Below are 26,209 nucleotides of genomic sequence, written 5' to 3' on the forward strand. Positions count from 1 at the left end.
TTCGATCCTCACAGCGAGAACACGTACAGGTGGCCGCCCAGCGGAATGCCCTTGACCTTCGGGTCCTGGGCCATCTCGCCGCCCCAGATCGGCGACGCGCCGCCCCAGCCGGCCCACACGCCGACGTACTGCTTGCCGCCGACCTTCCACGTGCTGGGCACGCCGAGCACGCCGGAGGTCATCTGCGGGCTCTTCCACAGCACCTTGCCGGTCTTGGCGTCGAACGCGTACAGGTAGCCGTCGGCGCTGCCGGAGAACAGCAGTCCGCCCGCGGTGCTCAACATGCCGCTGTTCCAGGGCAGCTCGGACGGGAAGGTCCACGCCTGCTTGCCGGTGTTGACGTCGATCGCCTGCACCGAGCCCCACTGGTTCGGGAACGCCGGGTCGCGCTTGACCAGGAAGCTCTCGCCGAGGAACGGCAGGCCGGCCTTGTAGCTGACTTCGGCGCCCTTGATGGTCATGCACGAATGCAGCGTCGGCACATAGGCCAGGCCGGTCTGCGGACTGACCGAAATCGGCCACCAGTTCTTGCCGCCGAGGAAGCTCGGGCAGGTGAACACTTCCTTGTCCACGGTCGGGCGCAGCGCCGGATCGGTCTGCATCTTGCCGTTGGCGTCCGGGCCGGTGACCGAAGTCGCGGTGGCGAACTTCTCCGCGTAGATCAGTTTGCCGTCGGTGCGGTCGATGGCGTAGAACCAGCCGTTGCGGCTCGCGCTGACGATGGCCTTGTGCTTGGCGCCCTTGTAGTCGATGTCGGTGAACACCGTTTCGTTGGTGCCGTCGTAATCCCAGGTGTCGTTCGGCGTGTACTGGTAATGCCACTTGATCTTGCCGGTGGCCGGATCCATCGCGATCACCGAATCGGTGTACAGGTTGTCGCCCGGGCGCAGCGTCGCCAGCCACGGGCCGGGGTTGCCGACGCCCCAGAACAGCGTGTCGGTTTCGGCGTCGTAGCTGCCGGTCAGCCACGCGGCGCCGCCGCCGGTTTCCGCCGCGCCCTTCGGCCAGGTGTCGCCGCCGGGTTCGTCCGGCATCGGGATGGTGTGCTGCTTCCACGCCTCCTTGCCGGTCGCCGCGTCCAGCGCAGTGACGTAGCCGCGCGCGCCGTATTCGCCGCCGGACACGCCGACGATCACCTTGCCCTTGACCACCAGCGGCGCCAGGGTCATCGCGTAGCCGACGTCCTGCTCGTGGATCTTCTCGTTCCACGCGACCTTGCCGGTCTTCGCGTCGAGCGCGACGACATGGTTGTCCAGTGTGGCCATGTAGACCTTGTCCTGGTACAGCGCGACGCCGCGGTTGACCACGTCGCAGCACACCGTCTTCAGGCCAGCGTTGGACAGGTCGTGTTCGTACTTCCACAGCAGCTTGCCGGTGCTGGCCTGGAAGGCGAGCAGGTGGTTCTTCGGCGTGGTGATGAACATGTAGTCGCCGTTGACCACCGGCGGGGCCTCGTGGCCCATGTCGAATTCGCTGGTGTAGTCCCAGGCCTGCTTGAGCTGGGCCACGTTGCCGGCGTTGACCGTGTCGAACGGCGCGTAGCCGCTGCTGCCGTAGTCGCGGCGGTACATCAGCCAGCCGTCGTCGTTGCCCGCGTTCTGCAGACGCACGTCGGTGACCAGCGGATACCCGCCGTCGTCCTGCGCGGCGGCGGCCGGCTTGGCGGCGTCGGCAGCGGCGGTGGGCGCCTTGGCACAGGCCTGCAGGCCGAACATCGCGCCGGCGACGACGAGACAGGCATGCAGCGCATGCAGGCGAGGGGCGCGCGAGGCGTGGGATGTCGGATGGTTCATGGTGCGGATCTCCTGACGGTGGTCGTTGCGTTGTGCGGGGGGCTTGGCGGAACGGTTACAGCAGCTCGAAACGCACCCCCAGCCATGCGCCTCGCGGCGCGCCGGGAGCGAGGAAACGGGGATCGTCGTAGCCGGCGAACACTTCGTCCGGCGCGCCGAGCGCGCCGAAGCCGGCATGGCGGCGATCGAACAGGTTGTCCATGCGCAGGCGCAGGGACACGCGCGGCGTCGCCTGCCAGCGCGCGTGCGCGCCGAACACCGCGTAGCCGCCGGTGCGGCGCAGGCGGTTGGCTTCGTCGCCGCGCAGGTAAGTGCCGCTGCGCCATTCGCCGTCGATGCCGAAGCCCAGCGTCGCGGTCGCGTCGACATCGACGCCGGCCTTCAACTGGTGGCGCGGCAATCCCGGCAGGCGGTCGCCGCGGCGCACCTGCAGCACACCGTCGGCATCGGCGTCGGGATGGTGCGCGCTGGTTTCGGCGAAACCGTCGAGGAAGCGCGCGTCCAGCCACGCGTAGTTGGCGTACCACTGCGCTCGCTCGCCGCCGCCCTGCACGCTGGCTTCGAGGCCCTGGCGGCGGGTGTCGGCGACGTTGGCGAAGAAGCCTTCGTTGGAACTGGCGCCGCCGGTGGTCTGGAACAGGATGTCGTCGGCGTTGCGGGTGCGGAACAACCCCGCCTGCCAGCGCAGCGCTTCGCCGCGATCGCCGCGCAGGCCGGCTTCCCAGCTGCGGGCGACGACCTGCCGCAGCGGCGGATCGGCGATGAACTGGTTCGGCAACTTGCACGGCGCGTCTTCGTCGGCGCAGCTCAACTCCACCGGGGTCGGCGCGCGGGTCGATTCGCCGTAGCTGGCGTAGACGTTCAGCGCCGGCGAGACGTCCCAGGCGAAACCCAGCGCCGGATTGAGGCGCGAAAAGCGATGGCGTCCGTTGAGGTCCGGATCCTCGCCACTGCGGTCGGCCAGCACGATGCGGGTGCGGTTGAAGCGCAGTGCAGCGGTCAGTGACAGTGCGGGAGTCAGCCACAAGGTATCGGTGGCGTAGAAGGCGTGGCTGCGCGTCGTCGCGGAAAGATCGACGGCGGCGTCGGCCATTTCCACGCCGGAGCCGGCCGAGGTATGCCGGTTTGCGTCCAGCGTCGCCGCTTCCACGTGCGAGCGGAAACGGACCTTGGCGCGCAGCGTTTCCAGGCCGACGACCAGCTGGTTGCGGCGTTCGCCCAGCGGGCGCGAAAACACCAGTTGCGCGTGGCCGCCGCGCATCCGCTGGCGACGCTCGCCGAGGTTGTTGATCGCATCGAACGCCGCCGCGACCGGCGCGCCCCGCGTGTCGAGCACCGGCTCGCCGTCTTCCCCGCAGCGATACGCCGGATCGTCGTCGCAGACCTCGCTGTCGGCGACGTCGCCGTTGTAGCTGGAGGTATCGACCTGGCGCGAATAGACGCCGGCGTTGCCACGCACCGTATCGGTGAAATCGAAGCTGCCGCGCAGGTGGGCCTGGTGCAGTTCGTTGCCGGTGTTGTCGGGCGCGGTGAAGACCGCGTCGTAATCGTCGCGCAGCAGCTGCGCAGGCGCGGGGCCGTTGCCGTTGAGCGAGCTGTGCGCCTGCGCCAGCGCCAGGTCGACGCGGCCGCGTTCGCCGCGCCAGCTGAAATTGCCGAAATGGCGCCGCGCATCGGAAGCGGAGAAATCGCGCCAGCCGTCTTCGCCCCAATCGTCGGCGAGCAGGTACCAGGCGAATCCGCCGGAATTGCCGCCATGCTGCAGCGTGGCCTGGCGGCGGCCGAACGAGCCGCCCTCGATGTCCAGTCGCGTACGCGCGGCTTCGAAACCGTCCAGGCTGTGCAGGCTCAGCGCGCCGCCGAGCGTGTTCAGGCCGAACACCGGATCCGCACCGCCGACCAGGTCCGCGCGTTCGATCGCGGCGAGCGGCAGCAGGTCCCAGTTGACCGTGTCGCCGAAGGCTTCATTGAGGCGCACGCCGTCCAGGTACACCGCCATGCCTTGCGGCAGTCCGAGCAGCGGCGAGGCGGTGAAACCGCGGTATTGCAGGTCCGGTTGCAACGGATTGCCCTGCACGGTGTTGAGGCTGACGCCGGGCATCTGCCGGCGCAGCGCGTCGGTCAGGTCGCCTGCCTGCATGCGTTCGATCGCCTGCGCATCCAGCCGCCGCACCGCGTAGGGGCGATGCGCGAGCGGAACCGAAGCGCCGTCGCCGGGGACCACGCCGACCACGCGCACGCGATCCAGTTCGACCGGGGTCGAACCAGCGACGGCATCGCCGGCGCGGACGTTCTCCGGCGCCAGCAGGCACAGCGGCAGCAGCGGCAACCACGATCGCAGCATCATCGGCTCGGGTTCGACCGGGGGTTCGCGTTCCGCTGGCGTCGTCGCATCGCGAAACATGGTTTCGCGCGGCGCAAGGCAAGCAGGAAGCGCGTGGGCGCGCGCTGGCATCGCGAACCTCCGGGAGGTGGAAGGAAAGGCGCGGGGCGACAGGAGAGGGCGTCGCCCCGCGCGGCCCGACGAGGGCTCAGAAGAATCCGAGCGCCTTCGGCGAGTAGCTGACCAGCAGGTTCTTGGTCTGCTGGTAGTGGTCGAGCATCATCTTGTGGTTCTCGCGGCCGATGCCCGACTGCTTGTAGCCGCCGAACGCCGCGTGCGCCGGATAGGCGTGGTAGCAGTTGGTCCACACGCGGCCGGCCTGGATCGCGCGGCCCATGCGGTACAGGCGGTTGGCGTCGCGGCTCCACACGCCGGCGCCGAGCCCGTACAGGGTGTCGTTGGCGATCGCCAGCGCTTCGGCTTCGTCCTTGAACGTGGTCACCGAGACCACCGGGCCGAAGATCTCCTCCTGGAAGATGCGCATCTTGTTGTGGCCCTTGAACACCGTCGGCTTGACGTAATAGCCGCCGGACAGTTCGCCATCGAGCTTGTTCTGCCCACCGCCGGCCAGCACCTGCGCGCCTTCCTGCTTGCCGATGTCGATGTACGACAGGATCTTCTCGAGTTGCTCGTTCGAGGCCTGCGCACCGACCATCGTGTTCGGATCCAGCGGATTGCCCTGCTTGATCGCCTCGACCCGGGCGATCACCTTCTCCATGAACTTCTCGTAGATCGATTCCTGGACCAGCGCGCGCGACGGGCAGGTACACACTTCGCCCTGGTTGAAGGCGAACAGCACGAAGCCTTCGATCGCCTTGTCGAGGAAATCGTCGTCTTCGGCCATCACGTCGGCGAAGAAGATGTTCGGCGACTTGCCGCCCAGTTCCAGGGTCACCGGGATCAGGTTCTGGCTGGCGTACTGCATGATCAGGCGGCCGGTGGTGGTCTCGCCGGTGAAGGCGATCTTGGCGATGCGCGGGTTGCCGGCCAGCGGCTTGCCGGCTTCCAGGCCGAAACCGTTGACCACGTTGAGCACGCCCGGCGGCAGCAGGTCGCCGATCACTTCCAGCAGCACCAGGATCGATGCCGGGGTCTGCTCGGCCGGCTTCATCACCACGCAGTTGCCCGCAGCCAGCGCCGGGGCCAGCTTCCAGCACGCCATCAGCATCGGGAAGTTCCACGGGATGATCTGGCCGACCACGCCCAGCGGCTCGTGGAAGTGGTAGGCGATGGTGTCGTGGTCGATTTCGGAAATGCCGCCTTCCTGCGCGCGCACCGCGCCGGCGAAGTAGCGGAAGTGGTCGGCGCACAGCGGCACGTCGGCATTGAGCGTCTCGCGGATCGGCTTGCCGTTGTCCCAGGTCTCGGCGTAGGCCAGCAGTTCGAGGTTCTGCTCGATGCGGTCGGCGATCCTGTTGAGGATGTTGGCGCGTGCGGTGGTGCTGGTCTTGCCCCACGCGTCCTTGGCCGCGTGCGCGGCGTCCAGCGCCAGCTCGATGTCCTCGGCGTTGGAGCGCGGGATCGAGGTGAAGACCTTGCCGGTCACCGGGGTGACGTTGTCGAAGTACTGGCCGCTGCGCGGTTCCACCCATTGCCCGCCGATGTAGTTGGCATAGCGCGGCTTGAAGATCGAGGACGGGTCGGTGGTTTGCGGCTTGGCGGCGGTGACGGCGTTCATGGGGACTCCTGGAATCGGTTGGGTAGGAACCCGTTTCGGGCACGTCCCCTACCGCAAGCGCGGTGCCAAAAATCCGCTGTTGCGCCGCGTCACGGCGCAAACCCTTCACCGGTCTGCAAAGCGGCCGGCTCGCTTGCGCGATGCAGCATGGAATTCGATTGCAAGCGTGTCGCGGCTGTGCTGTTAATCGGGACAGCCAGAGAAACAGGTGTCGCAAATTGCGACACGGGAGCGGAAATGGCGCAGCCACAACCCAGGCACAGCGTTGGCCAGGCGCGTCGCGTGTTCTTCGAACGCGGCCTCGCGCCGCAAGGCCAGGTGCCCGACACCATCCTGCAGTCGTGGCAGCGTTGCCAGCGGCTGGGACTGGAAGCGCAGTCGCATCCGGCGATCGAGCCGGTCACCGAAGCCGACCTGCGGCGCATGCGCGAGCGCCACGAAAAACTGTGGCGGCTGGCGCGCGCCGAACTGGAAGCGCTGGCGACCGATGCGATGGCCACCGGCAGCATCGTCATCCTCACCGACGAGGACGGCTGGATCCTCGACGCCGAGGGCAGCACCGGTTTCCTCAACAAGGCCGGGCGCGTCGCGTTGATGCCCGGCGCGTGCTGGAGCGAAACCCAGGTCGGCACCAATGCGATCGGCACCGCGATCGTCGAAGGCCGCGCGGTGGAAGTGCGCGGCGGCGAACACTACTTCGCGCCGCACAGCATCCTCAGCTGTTCGGCCACGCCGGTCTACGATCCGTTCGGCCACCTGGTCGGCGTGCTCGACATCTCCGGCGAAGCCAGCGTGCACCACGTCCACGCGCTGGGCCTGGCGCGGCTGGCGGTGGCCAATATCGAGCACCGCTACTTCGAGGACGGCATCGCCGACGCGCAGGTCGTGCGCCTGCACCACAACCCGGCGCTGCTGGGCACCGCGCGCGAAGGCATCCTCGCGTTCCGCGACGGGCGCCTGGTCGCGGCCAGCCAGAGCGGCCTGCAGTTGTTCGGGCTGGAGCGCGGCGAGCTCGGCGAAGTCAGCTACCACGCCTTGTTCGAACAGGCCCTGTCGCGGTTGCGCGACGACGGCGTGCTGGTCGATCGGCACGGCCGCATGCTGCACGGCCATGTGCAGGAACACGGCGACGACCGTCCGCGCCGGCATTCCTCGCGCCCGCCGATCACCGTATCCGCCGCGACCCGCGCAGACCGTGCCGACGCGCCGCTGTTCGATGCCGGCCAGGATGCCGAACTGCAGCGCGCCTGCCGCGTGCTGGATGCGGAACTGCCGGTGCTGTTGCTCGGCCAGACCGGCACCGGCAAGGAAGTGTTCGCGCGCGAACTGCACCGGCGCGGCTCGCGCGCCGACAAGCCGTTCGTCGCGGTCAATTGCGCGGCGTTGCCGGAAGGCCTGATCGAAGCCGAACTGTTCGGCTACGAAGACGGCGCCTTCACCGGTGCGCGCAAGCAGGGCAGTCCCGGACTGTTGCGCCAAGCGGCCGGCGGCGTGCTGTTCCTCGACGAAATCGGCGACATGCCGCTGGCCCTGCAGCCGCGCCTGCTGCGCGTGCTGCAGGAACGCGAACTGACCCCGCTCGGCGGCGGCAAGCCGGTCAAGCTGGACTTCGCCCTGATCTGCGCGACCCACCAGGATCTCGAGCGCGGCGTCGCCGAAGGCCGCTTCCGCGCCGACCTGTATTACCGCATCGCCCACCATTGCGTGCGCATCGCGCCGCTGAGCGACCACCCGGAGCGCGCGCGCCTGATCCGCGACCTGTGGCGACGCCTGGACAAGCATGGCCGGCAACTGACCGACGAAGCCTTGCAGGCGTTGGCCGGATATTCGTGGCCGGGCAACCTGCGCCAGCTGTCGGCCTGCCTGCGCACCCTGGTGGCGTTGAGCGAACCGGGCGCGCGGATCGGCCCCGAAGCCTTGCCGGCCTACCTGCGCAGCATCGAACTGGCGCGCGTCGCGGAAGATCCGGTGGCCGCGGCGGTCACCGCGATGCCGGATGCGGGACTGGAGGCCGTCGAGGAAGCCGCGATGCGCGCCGCGTTGCGCGCCTGCGACGGCAACGTCGTACAGGCCGCGCGCCGGCTCGGCATCAGCCGCAGTACCTTGTACCGCCGCCTCGGCGGAGGCTTGCGCAAGCCGAACTAGACCGGGTCATCCGCACGTTGCGCCGTTGCGCCACCAGTGCGGTTCAGCGCTTCGCGGCGAGACTCGCGCGGATCTGGTCGATGCTCAAGGCTTCGCTTTGCGACGGCGGCGGCAGGCCGATCTTGCTGCAGAACGCGACCAGGCGCGGATCGTCGCGGAAGCGCAGGATCAGCGGGTCGTACAGCAGGTGGTGGATGCTGGTGTCCCGCCGGCTCCAGGTCAGCTCCAGCCATTCGACGGTCTTGTCGGCGTCGCCGCGCAGCGCATAGGCCTGCGCGACGACGTAGGGACTGGTTCCGGCCCATGCCTTGTCCTTCAACACCTTCGCCAATGCGGCATCCGCGACCTTGGGATCGGACGCGATCTGCGCCGCCACGGCCACGTCCATCTCCTGCCACGGCGAGGGCATCCGGTGCGCGATATCCAGCGCGGTTTTCGCATCGCCGCGCAGGATCGCGATGTACATCAGCTGGTGCCGCGGCGTGGATCCCGGCTGCAGGTCCCGGCTGATGCGCAGGTTGCTTTCGGCCTCGTCGAGGCGACCGGTCGCGATCAGCAGGTCGGCGTACAGCGTGTAGTTGAAAGGCGCCAGCGGGTCGATCGCGAGGAAACGCTGCCGTTCGCCGATGGCGTCCTGCAACCTCCCGCTCGCGGCGAGCGCCCGGCTGAAGCCGCCATGCACGGGGCCGTTGTCCGGGTCCAGTTGCGTGCCGCGGCGGAACTCGGCGATCGAACCGCGCCAGTCGAATTCCCCGCCCAGCAACAGGTTGCCCAGCGCGCCGTGGGCGATGCCGAGATCGGGCGCCAGCGCCAGCGCCTTGTCTACCGCGACGCGGGCGTTGCGGAATGCGGTTCGCGCCTCGTCGCCGCTTTCGGCGTAGCCGATCAGCGCCCAGGCGACCGACTGTTCCGCCCAGGCGGTGGAATAGCCCGGGTCCAGTCGCGTGGCCAGGCTCTGGTATTCGACGGCCTTGCGCCAATCCTGCTGGTAGAAACTGCGCATGCCGCGCAGGAACGCGTTGTAGGCCTCCATGTTGCCGCTCGGCGGCCGCTTGTCCTGCCGCGTGGCGTCCCGCGGCTGCAGCAGCTTCACCTGCAGCGCGTTGGCGACGGCCCGGGCGATTTCGTCCTGCAGCGCGAACAGGTCCTGGTACGGACGGTCGTAATGCTCCGCCCACAGCGTGCTGCCATCGGCGACCCGGGTCAGGTTCGCATTGATCCGCACCATGTCGCCGGCGCGCTGCACGCTGCCGCCGACCAGGTAGGCGACACCCAGCTTCGCGCCGATCGTCCTGCTGTCGTCCTTGCCGTCGCGAAAGCGGAACGAAGAGGTGGGGCCGATCACCTTCAGCCCCTCGGATTTGGACAGCGCGTCGATCAGGTTTTCGGACAGGCCATCGGAGAAGAACTGCTGGTCGGCATCGCGGCTGGCGTTGGCCAGCGGCAACACGGCGATGCTGCGTGGTTCCGCGGACGGCGCGACCGCAGGGACAGGCGCCTCGCGCGGCCACAGCCGCCATCCGGCGAAAGCGAGCACCGCCAGCAACGGCAGCAACCACGGCGTCGCGAACCTGCGGGAAGGCGCCGGCTGGTCGCTGGCGCGGCGACGAGGGCTGTCGGGAGCAGGCCCGACGCCCGTGGACGGTGTCGCAGGGGGCCCGGTTTCAACGGGAGCGGCTTGCAGGCCAGCCGGCAGGTCGAAGCGATAACCGACCCCGTGCACGGTATGCAGATAGCGCGGGCTCTGCGCGTCCTCGCCCAGCGCATGGCGCAGCAGGGTCATCACCCGGTTGAGCACGCCGGGGGTCACATGGCGGTGGCCCCAGACCGCGTCGAGGATCTCGTCGCGGCCGAACACCCGCCCCGGCGAAGCGGCCAGCAGGGCCAGCACGGCGAACGCCTTGGGTTCCAGCGGTTGTTCGGTCCCGCCCCGCCACAGGCGCTGGCCCGGGACGTCGATGACCACATCGTCGAAGGCGAGACGGGCCGGCTGGGGCTGGGACATCGGTGGACGCCTGGGATCCCGGGAGCAACCAAGCATACGTACTTGGCGGGGCGATGCGGCCTAAGCATTTCCCAAGCTTCGCGCTGCAATCCTCGGCATTTCCTCAAGACCGCAGGGCGGGCCGAGGCGACGCTGGCGACGCCGGAATCGCCGGTATCCACGCCACGGAAGTTGCCATGAACAGCCGATTCCTTTTCGCCAGCCTGTTGCTGATCGCCGTCGAAGCCCCCGGTTGCGCGCCGGCCGCCTTCGCCGGTGAAGCGCAGTCGCTGCCCCAGGTCCAGGCCGTCCGCTACGTGTTCGATTGCCGGGCACGTACCCTGCCCAGCCAGCGTGAGGTCGGCGAATGGACCGGGCAACACAATTTCGCCCAGGTCTACGACACCCGGGAGAAGCTGATGGCCGAAGTGGTTCGCGCCTGCAGCCGGGAGGGAATCGAACGGGTCAACCTGGTGCAGCAGGTGCCGGCCGATGGAGCGAAACGCATGCGAACCGTCGCCAGCACCGGATCGGCGGGCCGTTGAATTCGCTCAGGCCGCCGGATCGGGCAGGCGGAAGAACGCCCGCGCGGTCGCGGTGCTCGCCGCGGCCGCGGTCGCGGCATCCTCGCCGCGATCGCGCGCCAGTTCCTCGACGATGTGCGGCAGGAACGCCGGTTCGTTGCGGCGGTCCTTCGGCATCGGCCGCAGCGTGCGCGGCAGCAGGTACGGCGCGTCGGTTTCGACCATCAACCGGTTCGCCGGTACGTGCTTTACCAGCTCGCGCAGGTGCTGGCCGCGGCGCTCGTCGCACAGCCAGCCGGTGATGCCGACATGCCAGTCGCGGTCCAGGTAATCGAACAGCTCCTCGCGGGTCCCGGTGAAGCAATGCACCACCGCGGGGCCGAGCTTGCCGTCGAAGTCCTTCATCATCGCGAGGAAATCGACATGCGCGTCGCGCTGGTGCAGGAACAGCGGCTTGCCGTTCTCAGAGGCGAGTTGCAGCTGGCGTTCGAACGCCTTGCGCTGCGCCGGGCGCGGTGAGAAGTCGCGGAAGTAGTCCAGCCCGCATTCGCCGACCGCGACGACCTCGGCATGGGCGTGCAGGGCGCGCAGCTCGGCGTCGCATTCATCGGTGTACTCGACCGCGTGGTGCGGATGCACGCCGGCGGTGGCATACAGGAAACCCGGATGCGCCTGCGCCAGGGCCAGCGCCTGCGGGTTGTGCTCGCGGCTGGCGCCGGTGACCACCATTCGCGCCACGCCGGCCGCGCGCGCGCGTTGCAGCACCGCGTCGCGGTCGCGGTCGAAGCTGTCGTGGGTGAGGTTGGCGCCGATGTCGATCAGTTGCATCGGAACATTCTACCGGCGCGCGCCGCTATCCTTGCGCGATGCCTTCGCCCGAGTTTCCGATCTCCCCGTTGTTGCCGGACATCCGGCGCATCCTCGCCGCGCATCCGCGCCTGGTGCTGGAAGCGCCGCCCGGCGCCGGCAAGACCACGCAGGTGCCGCTGGCGCTGCTCGATGAAACCTGGCTGGAAGGCAGGAAGATCCTGATGCTGGAGCCGCGCCGCGTCGCCGCGCGCGCGGCCGCCGGCTTCATGGCGAAGCAGCTTGGCGAAGCGGTCGGCGACACCGTCGGCTATCGGATCCGCTTCGAGAACAAGGTATCCACGCGCACCCGGATCGAAGTGGTCACCGAGGGCATCCTGACCCGGATGATCCAGGACGATCCGCTGCTCGAAGGCGTCGGCGCGATCCTGTTCGACGAATTCCACGAACGCCACCTGTCCGCCGACCTCGGCCTGGCGCTGGCCTTGGACGTGCAGGCCGGCCTGCGCGAGGACCTGCGCATCGTGGTGATGTCGGCGACGCTGGATGGCGAAAAGCTCGCGCGCTTCCTCGACGCGCCGCGTTTGTCCAGCGAAGGCCGCGCATATCCGGTCGAAATCGCGCATTTCCCCGCGCGCCGCGACGAGGCGCTGGAGCCGCAGGCGAGGCGCGCGATCGAACACGCGCTCGCGTCGCACCCAGGCGACTTGCTGGTATTCCTGCCCGGCCAGCGCGAGATCGCACGGGTCCAGGCTGCGCTGGTCGATTCGACCGCGATGCGCGACGTCGACATCCTCGCCCTGCACGGCGAACTGCCGGTTGAACAGCAGGCGCGCGTGCTGCAACCCGACCCCGCCGGCCGCCGCCGCGTGGTGCTGGCGACCAATGTCGCCGAATCCAGCGTGACCCTGCCCGGCGTGCGCGTGGTGATCGATTCCGGGCTTGCCCGCGAACCGCGCTACGACCCCAACAGCGGCTTCTCGCGCCTCGACGTCGCGTCGGTGTCGCAGGCCTCGGCCGACCAGCGCGCCGGTCGCGCCGGCCGCGTCGCCGAAGGCTGGGCGTACCGGTTGTGGCCGCAGTCGCAACGGCTGGAACCGCAACGCCGCGCCGAGATGGCGCAGGTGGAACTGGCGTCGCTGGCGCTAGAACTGGCCGCGTGGGGCAGCGATGCGCTGCGTTTCGTCGATGCACCGCCAGCGGGTGCGCTGGCCGCCGCGCGCGACCTGCTGCACCGGCTCGGCGCGCTGGACGATGCGCATGCGATAACCCCGCTGGGCAAGCGCATGCTCGCGCTGGGCACGCATCCGCGACTGGCCGCGATGCTGTTGTCGGCGCGCGACGACGAAGATCGCGCGCTGGCCTGCGACCTGGCCGCGCTGGTCGAGGCGCGCGATCCGCTGCGCAGCCGCAGCGACGCGCTGGCCGAACGCTGGCGCGCGCTGGCCGCGTTCCGCACCGGTCGCATCGGACCTGATGCCAGCCGTTCCGGCCTCGCCGCCATCGACGCGCAAGCCAAGCAATGGCGCCGCCGCCTGCACGTCGATGTCGCGCCGCCGGCTTCGGTAGACGCGCATCGGCTCGGCGACCTGCTACTGCACGCCTTCCCCGACCGCATCGCCTTCCAGCATCGCAACGATCCGCGCCGCTACCAGCTGGCGAATGGGCGCATGGCGCGACTGTTCGACGACAGCGCGGTGTACGGCGAGCCGTGGCTGGTCGCCAGCGAACTGCGCTTCGAAGCGAAGGATGCGCTGGTGCTGCGCGCCGCGCCGCTGGACGAAGCGGCATTGCGCCGCGATTTCCCGCAGCGCTTCGTCACCGAAAACACGGTGCGCTGGGATGCGGAACGCCGCGCCCTGTCCGCGCAGCGCGAAACCCGCTTCGACGGCATCGTGCTGGAAAGCAAGCCGGCCGGCAAAGTCGATCCGGCGCTCGCGGCGAAGGCCCTGACCGAAGCCGTTGCCGCGCTCGGCCTGGATGCGCTGCCGTGGACCGACTCGTTGCGGCAATGGCGCGAACGCGTGCGCTGCCTGCGCGAATGGATGCCGGAACTCGGCCTGCCCGATCTGTCCGATGCCGCGCTGCTCGCCACCCTGCCGCAATGGCTGCAGCCCGCGTTCGCCGGCAAGACCCGGCTCGACGCGCTCGACGAGGGCGAACTGGCCGAAGCGCTGAAATCGGGCGTCGACTGGTCGCTGCGGCAGAAGCTCGACACGCTGGCGCCGGTGCGCATCGACGTGCCTTCGGGGATGGAACGCAAGATCGAATACTCGACCGACCACGACGGCCACGCGCAGCCGCCGGTGCTGGCGGTGAAGCTGCAGGAACTGTTCGGCCTGGCCGAAACCCCGCGCATCGCCGACGGCCGCGTGCCGCTGCTGCTGCACCTGCTGTCGCCCGGCGGCAAGCCGCTGCAGGTGACCCGGGACCTGCGCGGGTTCTGGGAACGCACCTATCCGGAAGTGAAGAAGGAAATGAAGGGGCGCTATCCGCGTCATCCGTGGCCTGACGATCCGTGGAGCGCAACCGCGACCCATCGCGCGAAACCGCGCGGGACTTGATCGATGTAGGAGCGCCCCTGGGCGCGACTGATCGCCTTCCGATTCGAAAATGCCGCGTGGCCTTTCTCCGGTCGCGCCCAGGGGCGCTCCTACAGAAGCCATGCATGACGTGGTCTCGGCAATTGCGACGACGATTGGGCATCATGTCGCGATGCAGGGAATGCCCACCGATTTCCGCCTCTACCATTCCAACGCGCTCGACGTGCTGGCGGAACTGCTGGCGGACGAGCTGCGCAAGCCGGTGCCTGGGCAATCGTTGCTGGCGCCGGACACCGTGCTGATCCCGCAGGTGGCGATGCGCCGCTGGTTGCAGGCCACGCTGGCGGCGAAGCACGGCGTTGCCGCCAACCTCGATTTCCTCACGCCCGGCGAGTTCGTCACACGCGCGTTGGCTGCGAACGCGCCAGATTTGCCGCAGGCGCTCGGCCGATCCGACCACGATCTGGATGCCGACAGCCTGCGCTGGCACCTGTACGCCGCACTGTCCGACCCCAGGCTGCGCGCAAGACCGGCGCTGGCACCAATCGCCGCCTATCTTGCCGGCGACGATCCGGTGAAACCCTGGGCGCTGGCCGGCGAGCTCGCCGCCGTGTTCGAGAAATACCAGGCCTGGCGCCGCGATTGGCTGCTGCGCTGGGAAGCCGGCGCCGATCCCGACGACCCGCAGGCGATCCTGTGGCGCGCAGTCGCCGCGGGCCGTTCGCACCGCGCGCGGCGCATCCAGGACTACCTGTCGCGCTTCGCGGAGAACGAAGGCGGTGGCGACGCCCTGCCGTCCGGCATGCCCGCGCGGCTGTTCGCCTTCGGCACGCTCAACGTTTCGCCCGACGTACTGCGGGTGCTGGCCACGCAGGCGCGGGTCGGCACGCTGCACTTCTACCTGCCGACGCCGACCAAGGAATACTGGGGCGACCTGCAGTCGCTCGGCGCGCGCCTGCGCGCGGGCACCGATCCGTTCGGCGACGAAGCCGGGGAAAACCCGCTGCTGCGCGACTGGGGCGCGGCCGGCCGGGACTTCATGGCCCTGCTCGGCAGCTACGAGGTCGTGCATCCATCCGGCGACATTCCCGCCTACGCCGATCCGGAGCTGTCGCAAGGCGGCCTGCGCGGCAGCCTGCTGCAGCGGATGCAGTCGGACCTGTTCCATCGCCGCGCCGAACCTTCGGGCGAACCGCGCGCCAGCGTCGATTCGACCGATCCCAGCCTGCAATTCCACGCCTGCCACACGCGCCTGCGCGAACTGCAGGTGCTGCACGACCGCCTGCGCGCCCTGCTCGAAGACCAACGCTTCGACCCGCCGCTGCAACCGCGCGAGATTGCGGTGCTCGCGCCGGACATCGATCCGTACGTGCCCTACCTCGATGCCGTCTTTGGAGGGAATGCCCTCGGCGGCCACGGCCACGACGACGCGATTCCGTACGCCGTCGCCGACGCCAGTCCGCTCGCCGGCGAACCGCTGGCCGAAGTGTTCCTGCGCCTGCTCGCGCTGCCAGTGTCGCGCTTCGGGCTGGAGGAAATGCTCGACCTGCTCGCCAGCCCGCCGCTGGCCGAGGCCGCCGGCCTGGAAGCCGACGATTTCGAACGCCTGCACGGCTGGCTGCACGCCGCCGGCGCGCGTTGGGGCATCGACGCCGCGCATCGCGCACGCAGCGGCGCGCCGGCCGACGATGCCTACACCTGGCAATTCGCACTGGACCGCCTGCTGCTGGGCCATGCCAGCGGCGACGAACACGACATCGACGGCGTCGCGCCGTGGGCCGAACTCGAAGGCGGCGCGCTCGACGCGCTCGACGCCTTGCTGCGCCTGCTGCGCGTACTGGCCCGCCACGAACGCCTGCTCGGCGAAGCGATGCCGCCGGCTCAGTGGCGCGAGCGTTTGCTGGGCCTGCTCGACGCCTTGTTGCCCAGGCCGCCGTCGTCCGCGAACGGACAGCGCGCACTGGAACGCCTGCGCACCCTGGTCGACGATTTCGCCAGACAGGCGGCCAGGGCCGGCTTCGATGCGCCGGTCCCCAGCGAAGTGGTGCGCGCGCATTTCGCCGCGACCCTGGCCGAAGCCGACACCCGCGCGCCGCTGCTGACCGGCGGCGTCAGCTTCGCGCGGATGGTGCCGATGCGCCTGCTGCCGTTCCGCGCGATCTGCCTGCTCGGCATGAACGACGGCGATTTCCCGCGACGCGATCCCGCCGCCGGCCTCAACCGGCTCACCGCCGAACTCGGCACCGAACGCCGCCGCCACGGCGACCGTTCCACCCGCGACGACGACTGCTATCTGTTCCTGCAACTGTTCTCCGCCGCGCAGGACGTGTTCTACCTCAGCTGGATCGGCGCCGACCCGCGCGACGGCAGCGTGCGCGAACCGTCGGCGCTGGTATCCGAATTGCTCGCCGCGGCGGCTGCGTACCACGCGAATCCGGAAGACGCGCAGCGCAGGCTGGTGTTGCAGCATCCGCTGCAGCCGTTCTCGCCGCCCGCATTCGGCAGCGAAGACCCGCGCTTCTTCAGCTACGGCCGCCAATGGCATGCCGCCGCCGATCGCCTGTCCGGCGCGCGCGAAAGGCTCACGCCGTGGATGGATGCGGGCGACGTGCTCGCACCGGCCGTGGAATCCGAACGCGAACTATCGCTCGATGCCTTGCGTCGTTTCCTGCTGGATCCGGCCGGGCAATTCCTGCGCCAGCGCCTCGACCTGCGCCTGCCGGAACTGGAGGAAGCGGACGAGGACATCGAGCCGTTGCAGGCGCCCGAACGCGGCTTGCAGCGCAGCCTGCTGCAGCGCGCGGTGTTCGATGCGCTGCTGCAAGGCCACGACGAAGCGACCATGCGGACGAGGTTGCGCGCGCGCGGTCTGCTGCCATCGGGCCCGCTGGGCGCACGCGTGCTTACCGAGGCGTTGCGCGAGGTGCAGCCATACGCCGAGCGGTTCTCGGCGTGGCGCGATGGCGCGGAAGCCACGGCGCTTCCGGCCGAAGTCGGGATCGACGGCATGCGCCTGCATGGCCGGATCGCCAACGTGTTGCCGCAGGGCATCGCGCGCCTGCGTTTCGGCGCGCCCAACGGGCCTTCGTCGATCCGCCAGGGCCTGGACTGGTTGCTGGCATCGGCCGCCGGCATCGAATTGCCATTGGTCGAGTTCCGCGAGGGCGAAGACGGAATCGGCCCGCACCTGCGCGAGCGCATTCCGCGCGAAACGGCCATCGAAGCGCTGCGCGCGCTGCTGGCCCTGCGTGCGCAAGGCCTGCGCCGGCCATTGCCGTTCGCGCCCTACAGCGGGTGGGAACTGTTCGCTGCCGATACGCCGGAACGCGGCTTGCAGGACGCCGCGAAGAAGTGGCGTGGCAGCGAGCGCCAATGGGCCGAAGGCGATGGCGACGCGTTGCGGCTGGCCCTGCGCGGCCGCGATCCGTTCGCCGATGCGGATGCGCAGCGCGAGTTCGCGCGCATCGCCGGCATCGTGTTCGGCGCGGTGACCCGGGGCGAAGCCACGCCCATCGCGATCGGCGAAGTCCGCCTGCCGGAACAGGACGACACGGAGGACGCCGCATGAGCGCGCGCGACCCCTACCTCGACCTGCCCCTGCATGGCGTGCAGCTGATCGAAGCCAGCGCCGGCACCGGCAAGACCTTCACCCTGGCTACCCTGGTCACGCGGCTGGTGGTCGAACAGGAGTTGCGCATCGGCCAGATCCTTGCCGTCACGTTCACCGAAGCGGCGACGCAGGAGTTGCGCAAGCGCATCCGCGAGCGCCTGCAGCTGACGCTCGAACTGGTCGACGCCCCAGGCGCCGAAGACGAAAGCGAAGAAGCGAAGCGGACCCGGCAATTGCTCGACGCGCATCGCGCGCGCGGCGACGAAAGCGACGACGCGCTGCGCCGCAGGCTGCACCAGGCCGTGCTGGAAACCGACCTCGCCGCGATCTTCACCATCCACGGCTTCTGCGCCCGCGTGCTGCGCGAACATGCGCTGGAAAGCGGACAGGGCTTCGATCCGTCCGAACTGCTGGCCAACGACCGCGACCTGCGCGCCGAACTGGCCGCCGACCTGTGGCGCGCGCTGGCCCAGGACGAAACCGGTACCGACGACCTGCTGGGATTGTGGCCCGGCGGGCACGAGGCCCTCGCCGCCGACCTGCCGGCCTTGCTGCGCGAGACGGTATTGCTGCCGGCCGACGCAACGTTGCCGCCGGATCCAAAACCTCGCCTGCTGGCGGCCGGTGCCGCGTTGGCCGAGGGATTCCGCGCGCATGGCGAGGACTTCCTCGCCGCCCTGCTCGCGGCGGTCGACGGCAAGGTGCTGAACGGCAACAGCTATCGCAGCGACTGGATCAATGCGCTATGGTCGCAGTGGGCGGCATGGTGCGGAGCCGGCGATTTCTCCGCCGCACTCGACGAGCGCATCGGCCGGCTCACCGCCGAGGCCCTGCAGGGCAAGACCAACAAGACCCACGTCGGCAGGACGCCGGGTTCGCCGCTGTGCGCGCTGATTCCGCCGTACCTCGAGGCCTTGCAGGCGCAAGGCGAATACAACGCGCGTCGCCGCGCGGCGCTGCTGCATCGGATTCGCGAAGACGCGCGTGCGAGATTGGAAACGCTGAAGCGGCAACGCCGCGTGCAGACCTACGACGACCTGATCGATGGCGTCGCCGATGCGCTGGAAGGCCCGAACGGCGATGCGCTGGTCCGGCAGCTGCGCGAGCAATACCGCGTCGCCCTGGTCGACGAGTTCCAGGATACCGACGCGCGCCAGTGGAGGATCTTCGACTGCGTGTTCGGCAGTGGCCTTTGCTCGTCGTTCCCGCGAAAGCGGGGTTTTCAACCGACGAATGTCGGTTCATCCATGGACGTTGCTTTTGAAGGCTCAAAGTCACTGGATTCCCGCCTTCGCGGGAATGACGAGCATGAATTCGACCTCCTCCAACCTGCGCTGTTTTTGATCGGCGACCCCAAGCAAGCGATCTACGGCTTCCGCGGCGGCGATGTGCACACCTATCTGGCCGCGGCAGAGGTCGCAGAACGCGCGCCGCCGCTGTCGCACAACTACCGCTCGCGGCCTTCGCTGCTCGAGGCCGTCGGCGCGCTGTACGCGCAGGCCGGCGACGCAGCCTTCGTCGACGAACGCATCCGTTTCCATCCGGTCGAAGCCGGCGGCAAGCGCGACGATGCCGATTTCCAGCGCGACGGCCACGCCGCGCCCGCATTGACCATATGGCAGGCGCCACCACCACCGACGGACGACAAGGGCAAGCGCAAGCCGTGGTCGGCCGGAACGTCGCGCGAACTTGCAACCCAGGCCTGCGTCGCCGCCATCAATGCCGTGCTGTCCGACGCCCGCGCGGGCCGCGCCACGATCGGCGGCAAACCCGTGCAGCCCGGCGACATCGCCGTGCTGGTGCGTTCGCACCAAGAGGCCACGCGCATCCAGCAGGCCCTGGCCCTGGCCGGTATTCCCGCGGTCGCCGCCGGCAAGCAGAGCCTGTTCGCCACTGCCGAAGCGCGCGAACTGCACGCCTTGCTGCTGGCCCTGCTGCATGCCGGCGACGACGGCCGCCTGCGCGCGGCGCTGGCCACGGTGCTGGTCGGCGTCGACGCGCAAGGCATCGATGCGCTGGAACAAGACGCCGACGCGCATCGCGGCTGGCAACAGCAATCCCTGCGCTGGCGCGAACGCCTGCTGCGCGGCGGCCCGCTGGCGCTGGTCAACGACCTGTGCGCGGCCAACGGCGAACGCCTGCTCGGCCTGCTCGACGGCGAACGCCGGGTCAGCAATTACCTGCAGCTGGCCGAAGGGCTGCAGGAAGCCGCGTGCGATGCGCTGGGCCTGCACGGGCTGGTCGACTGGCTCGGCCGGCGCATCGCCGGTGCCGACGCCAACGACGAAACCCAGTTGCTGCGGCTGGAATCCGACGCACGCCGCGTGCAGATCGTCACCCTGCACAAGAGCAAGGGCCTGGAATACCCGCTGGTGTTCCTGCCTTTCGTCGGCATTGGCCGGCCCGAGAAATCGCCGGGCCGCGCATGCGTCGCCCACGACGCGGCGCACGGCCGTCGCCTGCACTGGAAGCTGGACCTGCCCGAAGCGCAATGGGACGTGGCGGCGCAGGAATGGAAGCGCGAACAGCGCGCCGAGGATGCGCGCCTGCTTTACGTGGGCCTGACCCGCGCCGAACACGCGCTGTGGATCGCCAACGGCGAGTTCTTCGCCAACGACAAGACCCCGCTGGCCGCGATGCTGCGCGATCCCGCGCGGCTCGCCGCCGCCGGCATCGTGTTCGACGCCGCTTCGCCGCAACCCCTGCCGCGCCTGTCGCCCGAATCCGACGCCGCGGTGCCGCCCGCGCGCGTGGCCAGGCCGCTGCCGCCGAACGACTGGTGGGTATACAGTTTCAGCCAGTTGTCGAAGGCCGACGCCGGCAGCGAGACCGCCAGCATCGCGACCCTGCCGGCCAGCGGCGGCAACGACGAACCCGAGGTCGAAGTCGAAGCGGCGACGGACGACGGCTACGACGCGCGCTTCGCCGGCAATCGTTACGGCGTGGCCCTGCACGCGGCGCTGGAGCACGCCGACTTCGGCGCATGGCGTGATTGGCGCGCCGGCGACGACGCGCCCGCCAATGAAGCGATCACCATCGCCGAAGCGCTGCAGGCCAGCGGTTACACGGCCGATGGGCTGGAAGCAGGCGGCGCGCTGACCACGCGGCTGGTCGGCCACACCCTGACCGTCGCGCTGCCGGAAGGCGTGCGCCTGTGCGACCTGCCCGCCGACCAGCGCCGGCCGGAAATCGAATTCCAGTTCGCCCTGCAACCGACCCGGGTCGATGCGCTGCTGCAACTGCTGCACGCGCACGGCGTGGTGCGCGAACGCCACGGCTTCGGCCTGCGCGCGCGGCTGCAGGGCCTGATGACCGGCCTGATCGACCTGACCTACCGCCACGACGGCCAGTGGTACGTGCTCGACTACAAGTCCAACCGCCTGCCCGCCTACGACGCCGCCGCGCTGCAACGGGCGATGGCGCATGGCGAGTACGACCTGCAGGCGCTGATCTACACCCTGGCCCTGCATCGCTGGCTGCGCTTCCGCCTCGGCGACGCCTACGACTACGCACGCGATTTCGGCGGCATCCGCTACCTGTTCTGTCGTGGCCTCGATGCCTCGCGCGACGATTCGCCCGGCATCCACGCCCAACGCTTCGCCCCGCAACTGGTGCACGCACTCGACGCCCTGTTCGGCGCGCCCCCTCCCCCGCACGCGGGGGAGGGCTGGGGTGGGGGCACGACACATGCGGAGTACCCGCCATGAGCCTGCTCCGCGAACTCAACCGCCTGGGCGCCCTGCGCACGCTCGACGACGCACTGGCCCGCACCCTGCAACGGCTGGATCCGTCCACGCCGGACGAAGTGCTCGCCGCCGCTGCGCTGGCGTCGCTGGCGGTCGCACAGGGCCACGCCGGCTTCGATCCCACGCAACCGGGGCAACTGGTCGATGCGGAACTGCCGTGGCCGCAGCCGCAGGCGTGGTTGCAGCAGCTCGCCGCCTCGCGTTTCGTCGCCACGCCGTCGTCGTCGGACGACGCAGCCGCCACCGCGCCGCTCGCGCTGGAACACGGCCTGCTGTACCTGCGCCGTTACCGCGAATACGAACGCCGCCTCGCCTTGGGTCTGCGCCGCATCGCTGCGCAATCCGTCGAAGGCGACATCACCGCGATCGCGCCGCTGTTCGCGACGTTGTTCCCCGATGCGCACACCGGCGACCGCCAGGCCCGCGCCGCCGCGCTGGCCCTGCGCCGCACGCTGCTACTGGTCACCGGCGGCCCCGGCACCGGCAAGACCACGACGATTGCCCGCCTGCTCGCGCTGCGCGTTGCGCAGGCGAGCCGCGCCGGCGCAACGCCACCGCGCATCGCCCTGGCCGCACCCACCGGCCGCGCCGCCGAACGCATGGCCGACAGCCTGCGCCGCGCCACCCGGCAGATGGCCGCACTCGGCGTCGATGCGCCATTGCTCGCCGCGCTGCCCGGCGAGGCCAGCACCCTGCATCGCCTGCTCGGCACGATTCCGGACTCGCCGCGCTTCCGCCACCACGCCGACAATCCGCTGCCGTTCGACATCATCGTCGTCGACGAAGCGTCGATGGTCGACCTGCCGCTGATGTGCAAGCTGGTCGAAGCGGTGGCCGACGGCGCGCAACTGGTGCTGCTGGGCGACGCCGACCAGTTGCCCTCGGTCGAAGCCGGCGACGTGCTCGCCGCCATCCTCGCCGCCGCCGGCCTGGGCGATGCGCTGGCCGAAGAAGATGCGCACGCGCTGCAACCGCTGCTGGGCCCTGCCGATGTTGCTTTTGCTCGTCATCCCCGCGAAGGCGGGGATCCAGTGACTTCGCCTTTCGCGGAACAGGAGCAGAAGTCGCTGGACTCCCGCCTTCGCGGGAGTGACGAGCAAGGCGGCCTCCACGGCCACCGCATCCACCTCCAACGCGGCTGGCGCCAAAGCGACGCCCTGCACCTCGCCCCCCTGGCCGAAGCGGTCCGCAACGGCGACGCAACCGAAGCGCTGGCGCTGCTGCGCGGCGGCACGCTGGGCGGCGTGCATTTCCACGAGGGCGTCGAAGATCCGTTGCAGGCGCGGCCGGACCTGCTGGCGCAGTGGCGCGAGCTGGCCACGCTGGCCGACCCGGCGCAGGCGCTGGCGCGGGCCAATCGCCTGCGCCTGCTCACGGCGGTGCGCGAAGGCGCGCAGGGTGCGCGCGGGCTCAATGCGCGGATCGAGGCAGCGTTGTCCGGCCGTCGCATCGGTGCGCCGCCGGCGTGGTTCCCGGGCCGGTTGTTGCTGGTCACGGAGAACAGTTATCGCCACGGGCTGTTCAACGGCGACGTGGGCATCTGCCTGGCGGACGCGGCCGGCACGCCGCTGGCCTGGTTCTCCGGCGCGGACGGCGTGCGGGCGTTCCATCCGGCCGCACTGCCGGCGCACGAGTCGGCGTTCGCGATGACGGTGCACAAGGCGCAGGGTTCGGAATTCGACGAGGTCTGGCTGCAGTTGCCGCGCGGCGACAGCCGGGTGTTGAGCCGGGAGTTGGTCTATACCGGCCTGACTCGGGCGCGGAGTGCGTTGCACATTGCGGGGACTGCGGACGTTATCGAGAAAGCGTTGGCGCGGCATGCCAGCCGGGTGTCGGGGTTGGGGTGGCGGCTTGGATCGGCCAGACCTGCGTAGGACGAGCTTGACCATCCTTCCACGGAATGCCGGACGTATACTCGAACGGACTTGGCCCTTCGGTGCGCATGCACGGATCCGATGCAGGGCCAGAGGGGCCACGGGGCGGAAATGAAGCGATTCCTTGTCCTGTTATCGGGACTGCTCAGCATCGTGACGCTTGGTTCCCCGAGTGCCACCGCACAAGGCCGCATCGTCGTGGAGACGCTGCACTCGTCGGCATTGCAGGGTAACCGGATCGGCGATACGCCGGATCGCAAGATCACGATCCACCTGCCGGCAAGCTACGACCGCGATCCGGCCCGGCGGTATCCCGTCGTCTATCTGCTGCATGGCGCCACCTCGGATCCGAAGGAATGGCTGGACGGTACCTACCAGGGCATGGATCTCGGCGCCGATCTCGACCGGCTCGCTGCGGAGTACATCGTGGTGATGCCGATGGCCGACAACCGTTTCGGTGGTTCGTTCTACGTGAACTCCACGGCTTTCGGGCGCTGGGAGGACTTCGTCGCGAAGGAGCTTGTCCGCTTCATCGATACGCGGTTCCGCACCCTGCCGGCACGGCAAAGCCGCGGTCTGGCCGGCCAGTCCATGGGCGGATTCGGCGCCCTGTATCTGGCCGGCCGTCATCCCGAAACCTTCGGCCATGTGTATGCGATGAGTCCGTGTTGCCTGGGTTTCGTAGGCGACCTTGCAATGGAAAGCGGTCGTTGGCGGCAGGAACCGCGTGGCTGGCTGCGCGCAATGGCGGCAGCCTTTGCCCCTGGCAATGGCCGCGAACCCTCGATTGAGTCGCCACCTCTGCCTTTCGTGGCGGCATCCGACGGTCGAATGCGGGAAGTCGCCGTCGTCGCCCGTGCGTGGCGAAACTACCTGCCACTGAACCGGCTGATGCGCGATCCATCGCCGTATCGGCGGCTGTGCAGCATCTCGCTCGATGCGGGACTGCAGGATGAGATTCCCAGCGTCACTTTGGGGGCGACGGCGTTTTCCCGCGAGTTGGGGCGCGCCGGCATCGCACACACGTTCGTGGCGTTCACAGGCACCCACACGGACCATACTCGCGAGCGATTCGAAGCGTCCGTTCTACCCTTCTTCGCTCGTGTCCTCGCCGCGCAGGATCCAAACAAGGGGTCAGGTCTACTTCTTTTCCCTAGTAGATGTGAGTGAACCAGACCCCGTTCTTGCAGACGCTATGTGCCGGCAGATAGCTGCGCGAACCAAACTTAATGATGACGGGTGGAGTCACCTCAAGGAGAAGTGATGAGACTGTGCCGTTTCGAGATCCGTAACTTCAAATGCATTGAATATGTGGATCTTAGCTGGGAGAACCTACTTGTTCTGATCGGCGAGAACAATGCGGGAAAATCTTCCGTGCTGTCCGCCATCGCCCTCTTTCTTAGTGGAGGCGCCGCAAAAGACGCCTCGTTGTTCCGCAAGCATCAGGTCGATGCCCAGAATGCAATTGAGCTCATTGGGCATTTCGACAACATTAGTTCAGAAGAAGCAGAGCAGATCGCAGTTCGAGGACGGATGTATGGCGACAAATGGGTGTTGAAGAAGCGGTATTGGTACGAGCCAGGTGAAGATGGGGAATCTGGCGGATGGAAAGAGCAGCTCTACTCCTTTTCAAGTATTGAGAGCTTCGCTGACTGGCCTGACCCCGATTCGTCCTGGGCATCTTTTCCCGAGGACTACCAACCTCTAATCGCGGCCCTCCCCAATCGTGGCGCTCGACCCAATGCCGCATCTAAAGATGCCCTGCGATCGGTCGTGCGTGAGCAGCGGCCAGATCTGGTTGTGATGGGTGCGCCTAACTGGCTGGTGAACCCTGGAGGTGGCGGCAATTGGAAGAGCAACGCCAACTCGATACTCCCACGAGCAATCTTTGTAAGAGCTGTTCACGAAGCCAGTGACGAGACAAACGCAAAAGATGCATCGACCTATGGAAAACTAGTAAATCTGATCGTCGAGCGAAGTCTGGCGCAAAGGCCCGAAATGGCACGGCTACGAGATGCCTTGGATGAGGTCTTGGCGTTGTTCCGGCCAGATGAAGCTAACCCGCAACGCCAAGCACAAGAGGTCAGAGATCTTCAAGATAGGATCAATCGGAGTCTCAATGAAGTCATTGGCGGTCATGCATTGATCCGAACCGAGGCGCCCGAGTTACGAGCGATGGTACTGCCATCGACTTCGCTAGTGATCCGTGATGCCATGGCTGGTATCGAAACGGATGTTGGGCACCAAGGTCATGGTCTCCAGCGGACTCTTGTCATGACGCTCCTGCAGTTATTGGCCGATGCACAAGGCCAAGGGGCGCCGGGGGCGATTCCCGGGTTTCAGAGATCCATCATTCTTCTGATTGAGGAGCCGGAGCTATATCTTCACCCGCAGATGGAACGTCTTATGCGGGATGTCTTGCACAAATTGGCACTCCAGCCAGGCACCCAGATAGCTTACTGTACCCACTCGCCCCTATTTCTCGACATCGCGGACAAATATCGGGCAATTGTCCGAATGTTTAAGACTCATAACGGTGACGCGGTATCCCACCAAGTGACGCAGGATTTGTTCCCTGGGCCACCCCACCAAGCAGATAGGCAAAGGCTGAATGCCGTGGCGAAGTTTGACCCCGTCGTGAATGAACTCTTCTTCGCGAAAAGCGTTGTGCTGATGGAAGAATTCAGTGCAATTGCCGCGTTCGATCGCGCCGCCGAGGCTCTTGGGCTATTCGAGCGACATCGCAGGCTTCGGCGCGAGGTGACACTAATTGATTGCAACGGGAAAGCGAACATTCCTGCTTTTCTGCGGGTCCTCAATGCTTTTGAAATCCCATACAGGGTTCTTCATGATGCTGATCCGGGAAACGCCACTGAGCAGGCGAACAACCAGAAGATACTCGCAGCGATTCCCAATGCCGCTGCCCAGCTTCATTTGGTGAACCCAAACTTGGAGGGCCTACTTGGCTATGTGCCCCCAAGTAAGGCCAAGCCTTATGCGGCAGTATCAGCCGTGGATGACCTTCACGTTCAGGGGCAGCTACCCCAAGCGTTTTGCGAGGCCGTCTACATGGCATATTTCGGCCAACTCGCCGAGCCAGAGGTTGTTCCTTGAAGGCGGTT

Annotated in this window: 13 protein-coding genes; 8 read left to right on the forward strand and 5 right to left on the reverse strand. The window is 68.3% G+C overall.

The window, feature by feature from the left end; all coding sequences use genetic code 11:
• Positions 1 to 8: 8 nt before the first annotated feature.
• The 3 genes from J5837_RS05955 to adh form a co-directional block, all read right to left on the reverse strand.
• Positions 9 to 1,793, reverse strand: a complete 1,785-nt coding sequence (locus J5837_RS05955; RefSeq protein ID WP_244755654.1) for a PQQ-dependent dehydrogenase, methanol/ethanol family — start codon at positions 1,791 to 1,793, stop codon at positions 9 to 11.
• A 55-nt stretch (positions 1,794 to 1,848) separates the two neighbouring features.
• Positions 1,849 to 4,140 carry a TonB-dependent receptor gene (locus J5837_RS05960; protein WP_210535776.1) on the reverse strand — a complete coding sequence of 764 codons (2,292 nt, stop codon included), beginning with the start codon at positions 4,138 to 4,140 and terminating at the stop codon, positions 1,849 to 1,851.
• Between the two features lie 184 nt (positions 4,141 to 4,324).
• A complete protein-coding gene (gene adh, locus J5837_RS05965; protein ID WP_210535777.1) occupies positions 4,325 to 5,854 on the reverse strand; it encodes an aldehyde dehydrogenase in 1,530 nt (509 codons plus the stop codon).
• Positions 5,855 to 6,091: 237 nt separating this feature from the next.
• Here adh and J5837_RS05970 point away from each other — a divergent pair, with 237 nt between their 5' ends.
• Positions 6,092 to 7,999, forward strand: coding sequence for a sigma-54-dependent Fis family transcriptional regulator (locus tag J5837_RS05970; protein WP_210535778.1), 1,908 nt, complete (start codon positions 6,092 to 6,094; stop codon positions 7,997 to 7,999).
• 43 nt (positions 8,000 to 8,042) lie between these two features.
• Here J5837_RS05970 and J5837_RS05975 read toward each other — a convergent pair whose 3' ends face one another.
• Positions 8,043 to 10,004, reverse strand: coding sequence for a winged helix-turn-helix domain-containing protein (locus J5837_RS05975; RefSeq protein ID WP_210535779.1), 1,962 nt, complete (start codon positions 10,002 to 10,004; stop codon positions 8,043 to 8,045).
• A 176-nt stretch (positions 10,005 to 10,180) separates the two neighbouring features.
• On the opposite strand from J5837_RS05975, the gene J5837_RS05980 reads away from it, so the two are divergent.
• Complete coding sequence (locus tag J5837_RS05980) at positions 10,181 to 10,528, forward strand: hypothetical protein (protein WP_210535780.1); 348 nt, start codon at positions 10,181 to 10,183, stop codon at positions 10,526 to 10,528.
• A gap of 6 nt (positions 10,529 to 10,534) precedes the next feature.
• Here the strand turns inward: J5837_RS05980 and J5837_RS05985 are convergent, their stop codons facing one another.
• The gene (locus J5837_RS05985; RefSeq protein WP_210535781.1) at positions 10,535 to 11,335 is read right to left on the reverse strand and encodes a TatD family hydrolase; all 801 of its coding nucleotides are present in this window, start codon (positions 11,333 to 11,335) and stop codon (positions 10,535 to 10,537) included.
• 38 nt (positions 11,336 to 11,373) lie between these two features.
• Between J5837_RS05985 and hrpB the strand changes: the two genes are divergently transcribed.
• From hrpB to J5837_RS06020, 6 genes are all read left to right on the forward strand, one after another.
• A complete protein-coding gene (hrpB, locus tag J5837_RS05990) occupies positions 11,374 to 13,878 on the forward strand; it encodes an ATP-dependent helicase HrpB (RefSeq protein ID WP_210535782.1) in 2,505 nt (834 codons plus the stop codon).
• Between the two features lie 151 nt (positions 13,879 to 14,029).
• Entirely contained in the window at positions 14,030 to 17,425 is a 3,396-nt protein-coding gene (gene recC / locus J5837_RS05995) for an exodeoxyribonuclease V subunit gamma (protein WP_210535783.1), read from the forward strand.
• Positions 17,422 to 21,174, forward strand: a complete 3,753-nt coding sequence (locus tag J5837_RS06005) for a UvrD-helicase domain-containing protein (protein WP_244755659.1) — start codon at positions 17,422 to 17,424, stop codon at positions 21,172 to 21,174. The genes recC and J5837_RS06005 overlap by 4 nt, the downstream gene beginning before the upstream one ends.
• Positions 21,171 to 23,087 (forward strand): exodeoxyribonuclease V subunit alpha, encoded by a 1,917-nt coding sequence (gene recD / locus J5837_RS06010; RefSeq protein ID WP_210535784.1) that lies wholly within the window; start codon positions 21,171 to 21,173, stop codon positions 23,085 to 23,087. The genes J5837_RS06005 and recD overlap by 4 nt, the downstream gene beginning before the upstream one ends.
• 111 nt (positions 23,088 to 23,198) lie before the next feature.
• Positions 23,199 to 24,257: an alpha/beta hydrolase gene (locus J5837_RS06015; protein WP_210535785.1), complete on the forward strand. Its 1,059-nt coding sequence runs from the start codon at positions 23,199 to 23,201 to the stop codon at positions 24,255 to 24,257.
• A 93-nt stretch (positions 24,258 to 24,350) separates the two neighbouring features.
• A complete protein-coding gene (locus tag J5837_RS06020; protein ID WP_210535786.1) occupies positions 24,351 to 26,201 on the forward strand; it encodes an ATP-dependent endonuclease in 1,851 nt (616 codons plus the stop codon).
• Positions 26,202 to 26,209: the final 8 nt, after the last annotated feature.

This window comes from Pseudoxanthomonas helianthi, assembly GCF_017939625.1.
Classification (GTDB): Bacteria; Pseudomonadota; Gammaproteobacteria; order Xanthomonadales; family Xanthomonadaceae; genus Pseudoxanthomonas_A; species Pseudoxanthomonas_A helianthi.

Bases quoted from the DNA above. Each gene is read 5' to 3' on its own strand.
- J5837_RS06015 (WP_210535785.1), top strand. From the start codon at position 23,199: ATGAAGCGATTCCTTGTCCTGTTATCGGGACTGCTCAGCATCGTGACG.
- J5837_RS06005 (WP_244755659.1), top strand. From the start codon at position 17,422: ATGAGCGCGCGCGACCCCTACCTCGACCTGCCCCTGCATGGCGTGCAG.
- J5837_RS05975 (WP_210535779.1), bottom strand. From the start codon at position 10,004: ATGTCCCAGCCCCAGCCGGCCCGTCTCGCCTTCGACGATGTGGTCATC.
- recC (WP_210535783.1), top strand. From the start codon at position 14,030: ATGCAGGGAATGCCCACCGATTTCCGCCTCTACCATTCCAACGCGCTC.
- J5837_RS05980 (WP_210535780.1), top strand. From the start codon at position 10,181: ATGAACAGCCGATTCCTTTTCGCCAGCCTGTTGCTGATCGCCGTCGAA.
- hrpB (WP_210535782.1), top strand. From the start codon at position 11,374: ATGCCTTCGCCCGAGTTTCCGATCTCCCCGTTGTTGCCGGACATCCGG.
- J5837_RS05985 (WP_210535781.1), bottom strand. From the start codon at position 11,335: ATGCAACTGATCGACATCGGCGCCAACCTCACCCACGACAGCTTCGAC.
- J5837_RS05970 (WP_210535778.1), top strand. From the start codon at position 6,092: ATGGCGCAGCCACAACCCAGGCACAGCGTTGGCCAGGCGCGTCGCGTG.
- adh (WP_210535777.1), bottom strand. From the start codon at position 5,854: ATGAACGCCGTCACCGCCGCCAAGCCGCAAACCACCGACCCGTCCTCG.
- J5837_RS05955 (WP_244755654.1), bottom strand. From the start codon at position 1,793: ATGAACCATCCGACATCCCACGCCTCGCGCGCCCCTCGCCTGCATGCG.
- J5837_RS05960 (WP_210535776.1), bottom strand. From the start codon at position 4,140: ATGATGCTGCGATCGTGGTTGCCGCTGCTGCCGCTGTGCCTGCTGGCG.
- J5837_RS06020 (WP_210535786.1), top strand. From the start codon at position 24,351: ATGAGACTGTGCCGTTTCGAGATCCGTAACTTCAAATGCATTGAATAT.
- recD (WP_210535784.1), top strand. From the start codon at position 21,171: ATGAGCCTGCTCCGCGAACTCAACCGCCTGGGCGCCCTGCGCACGCTC.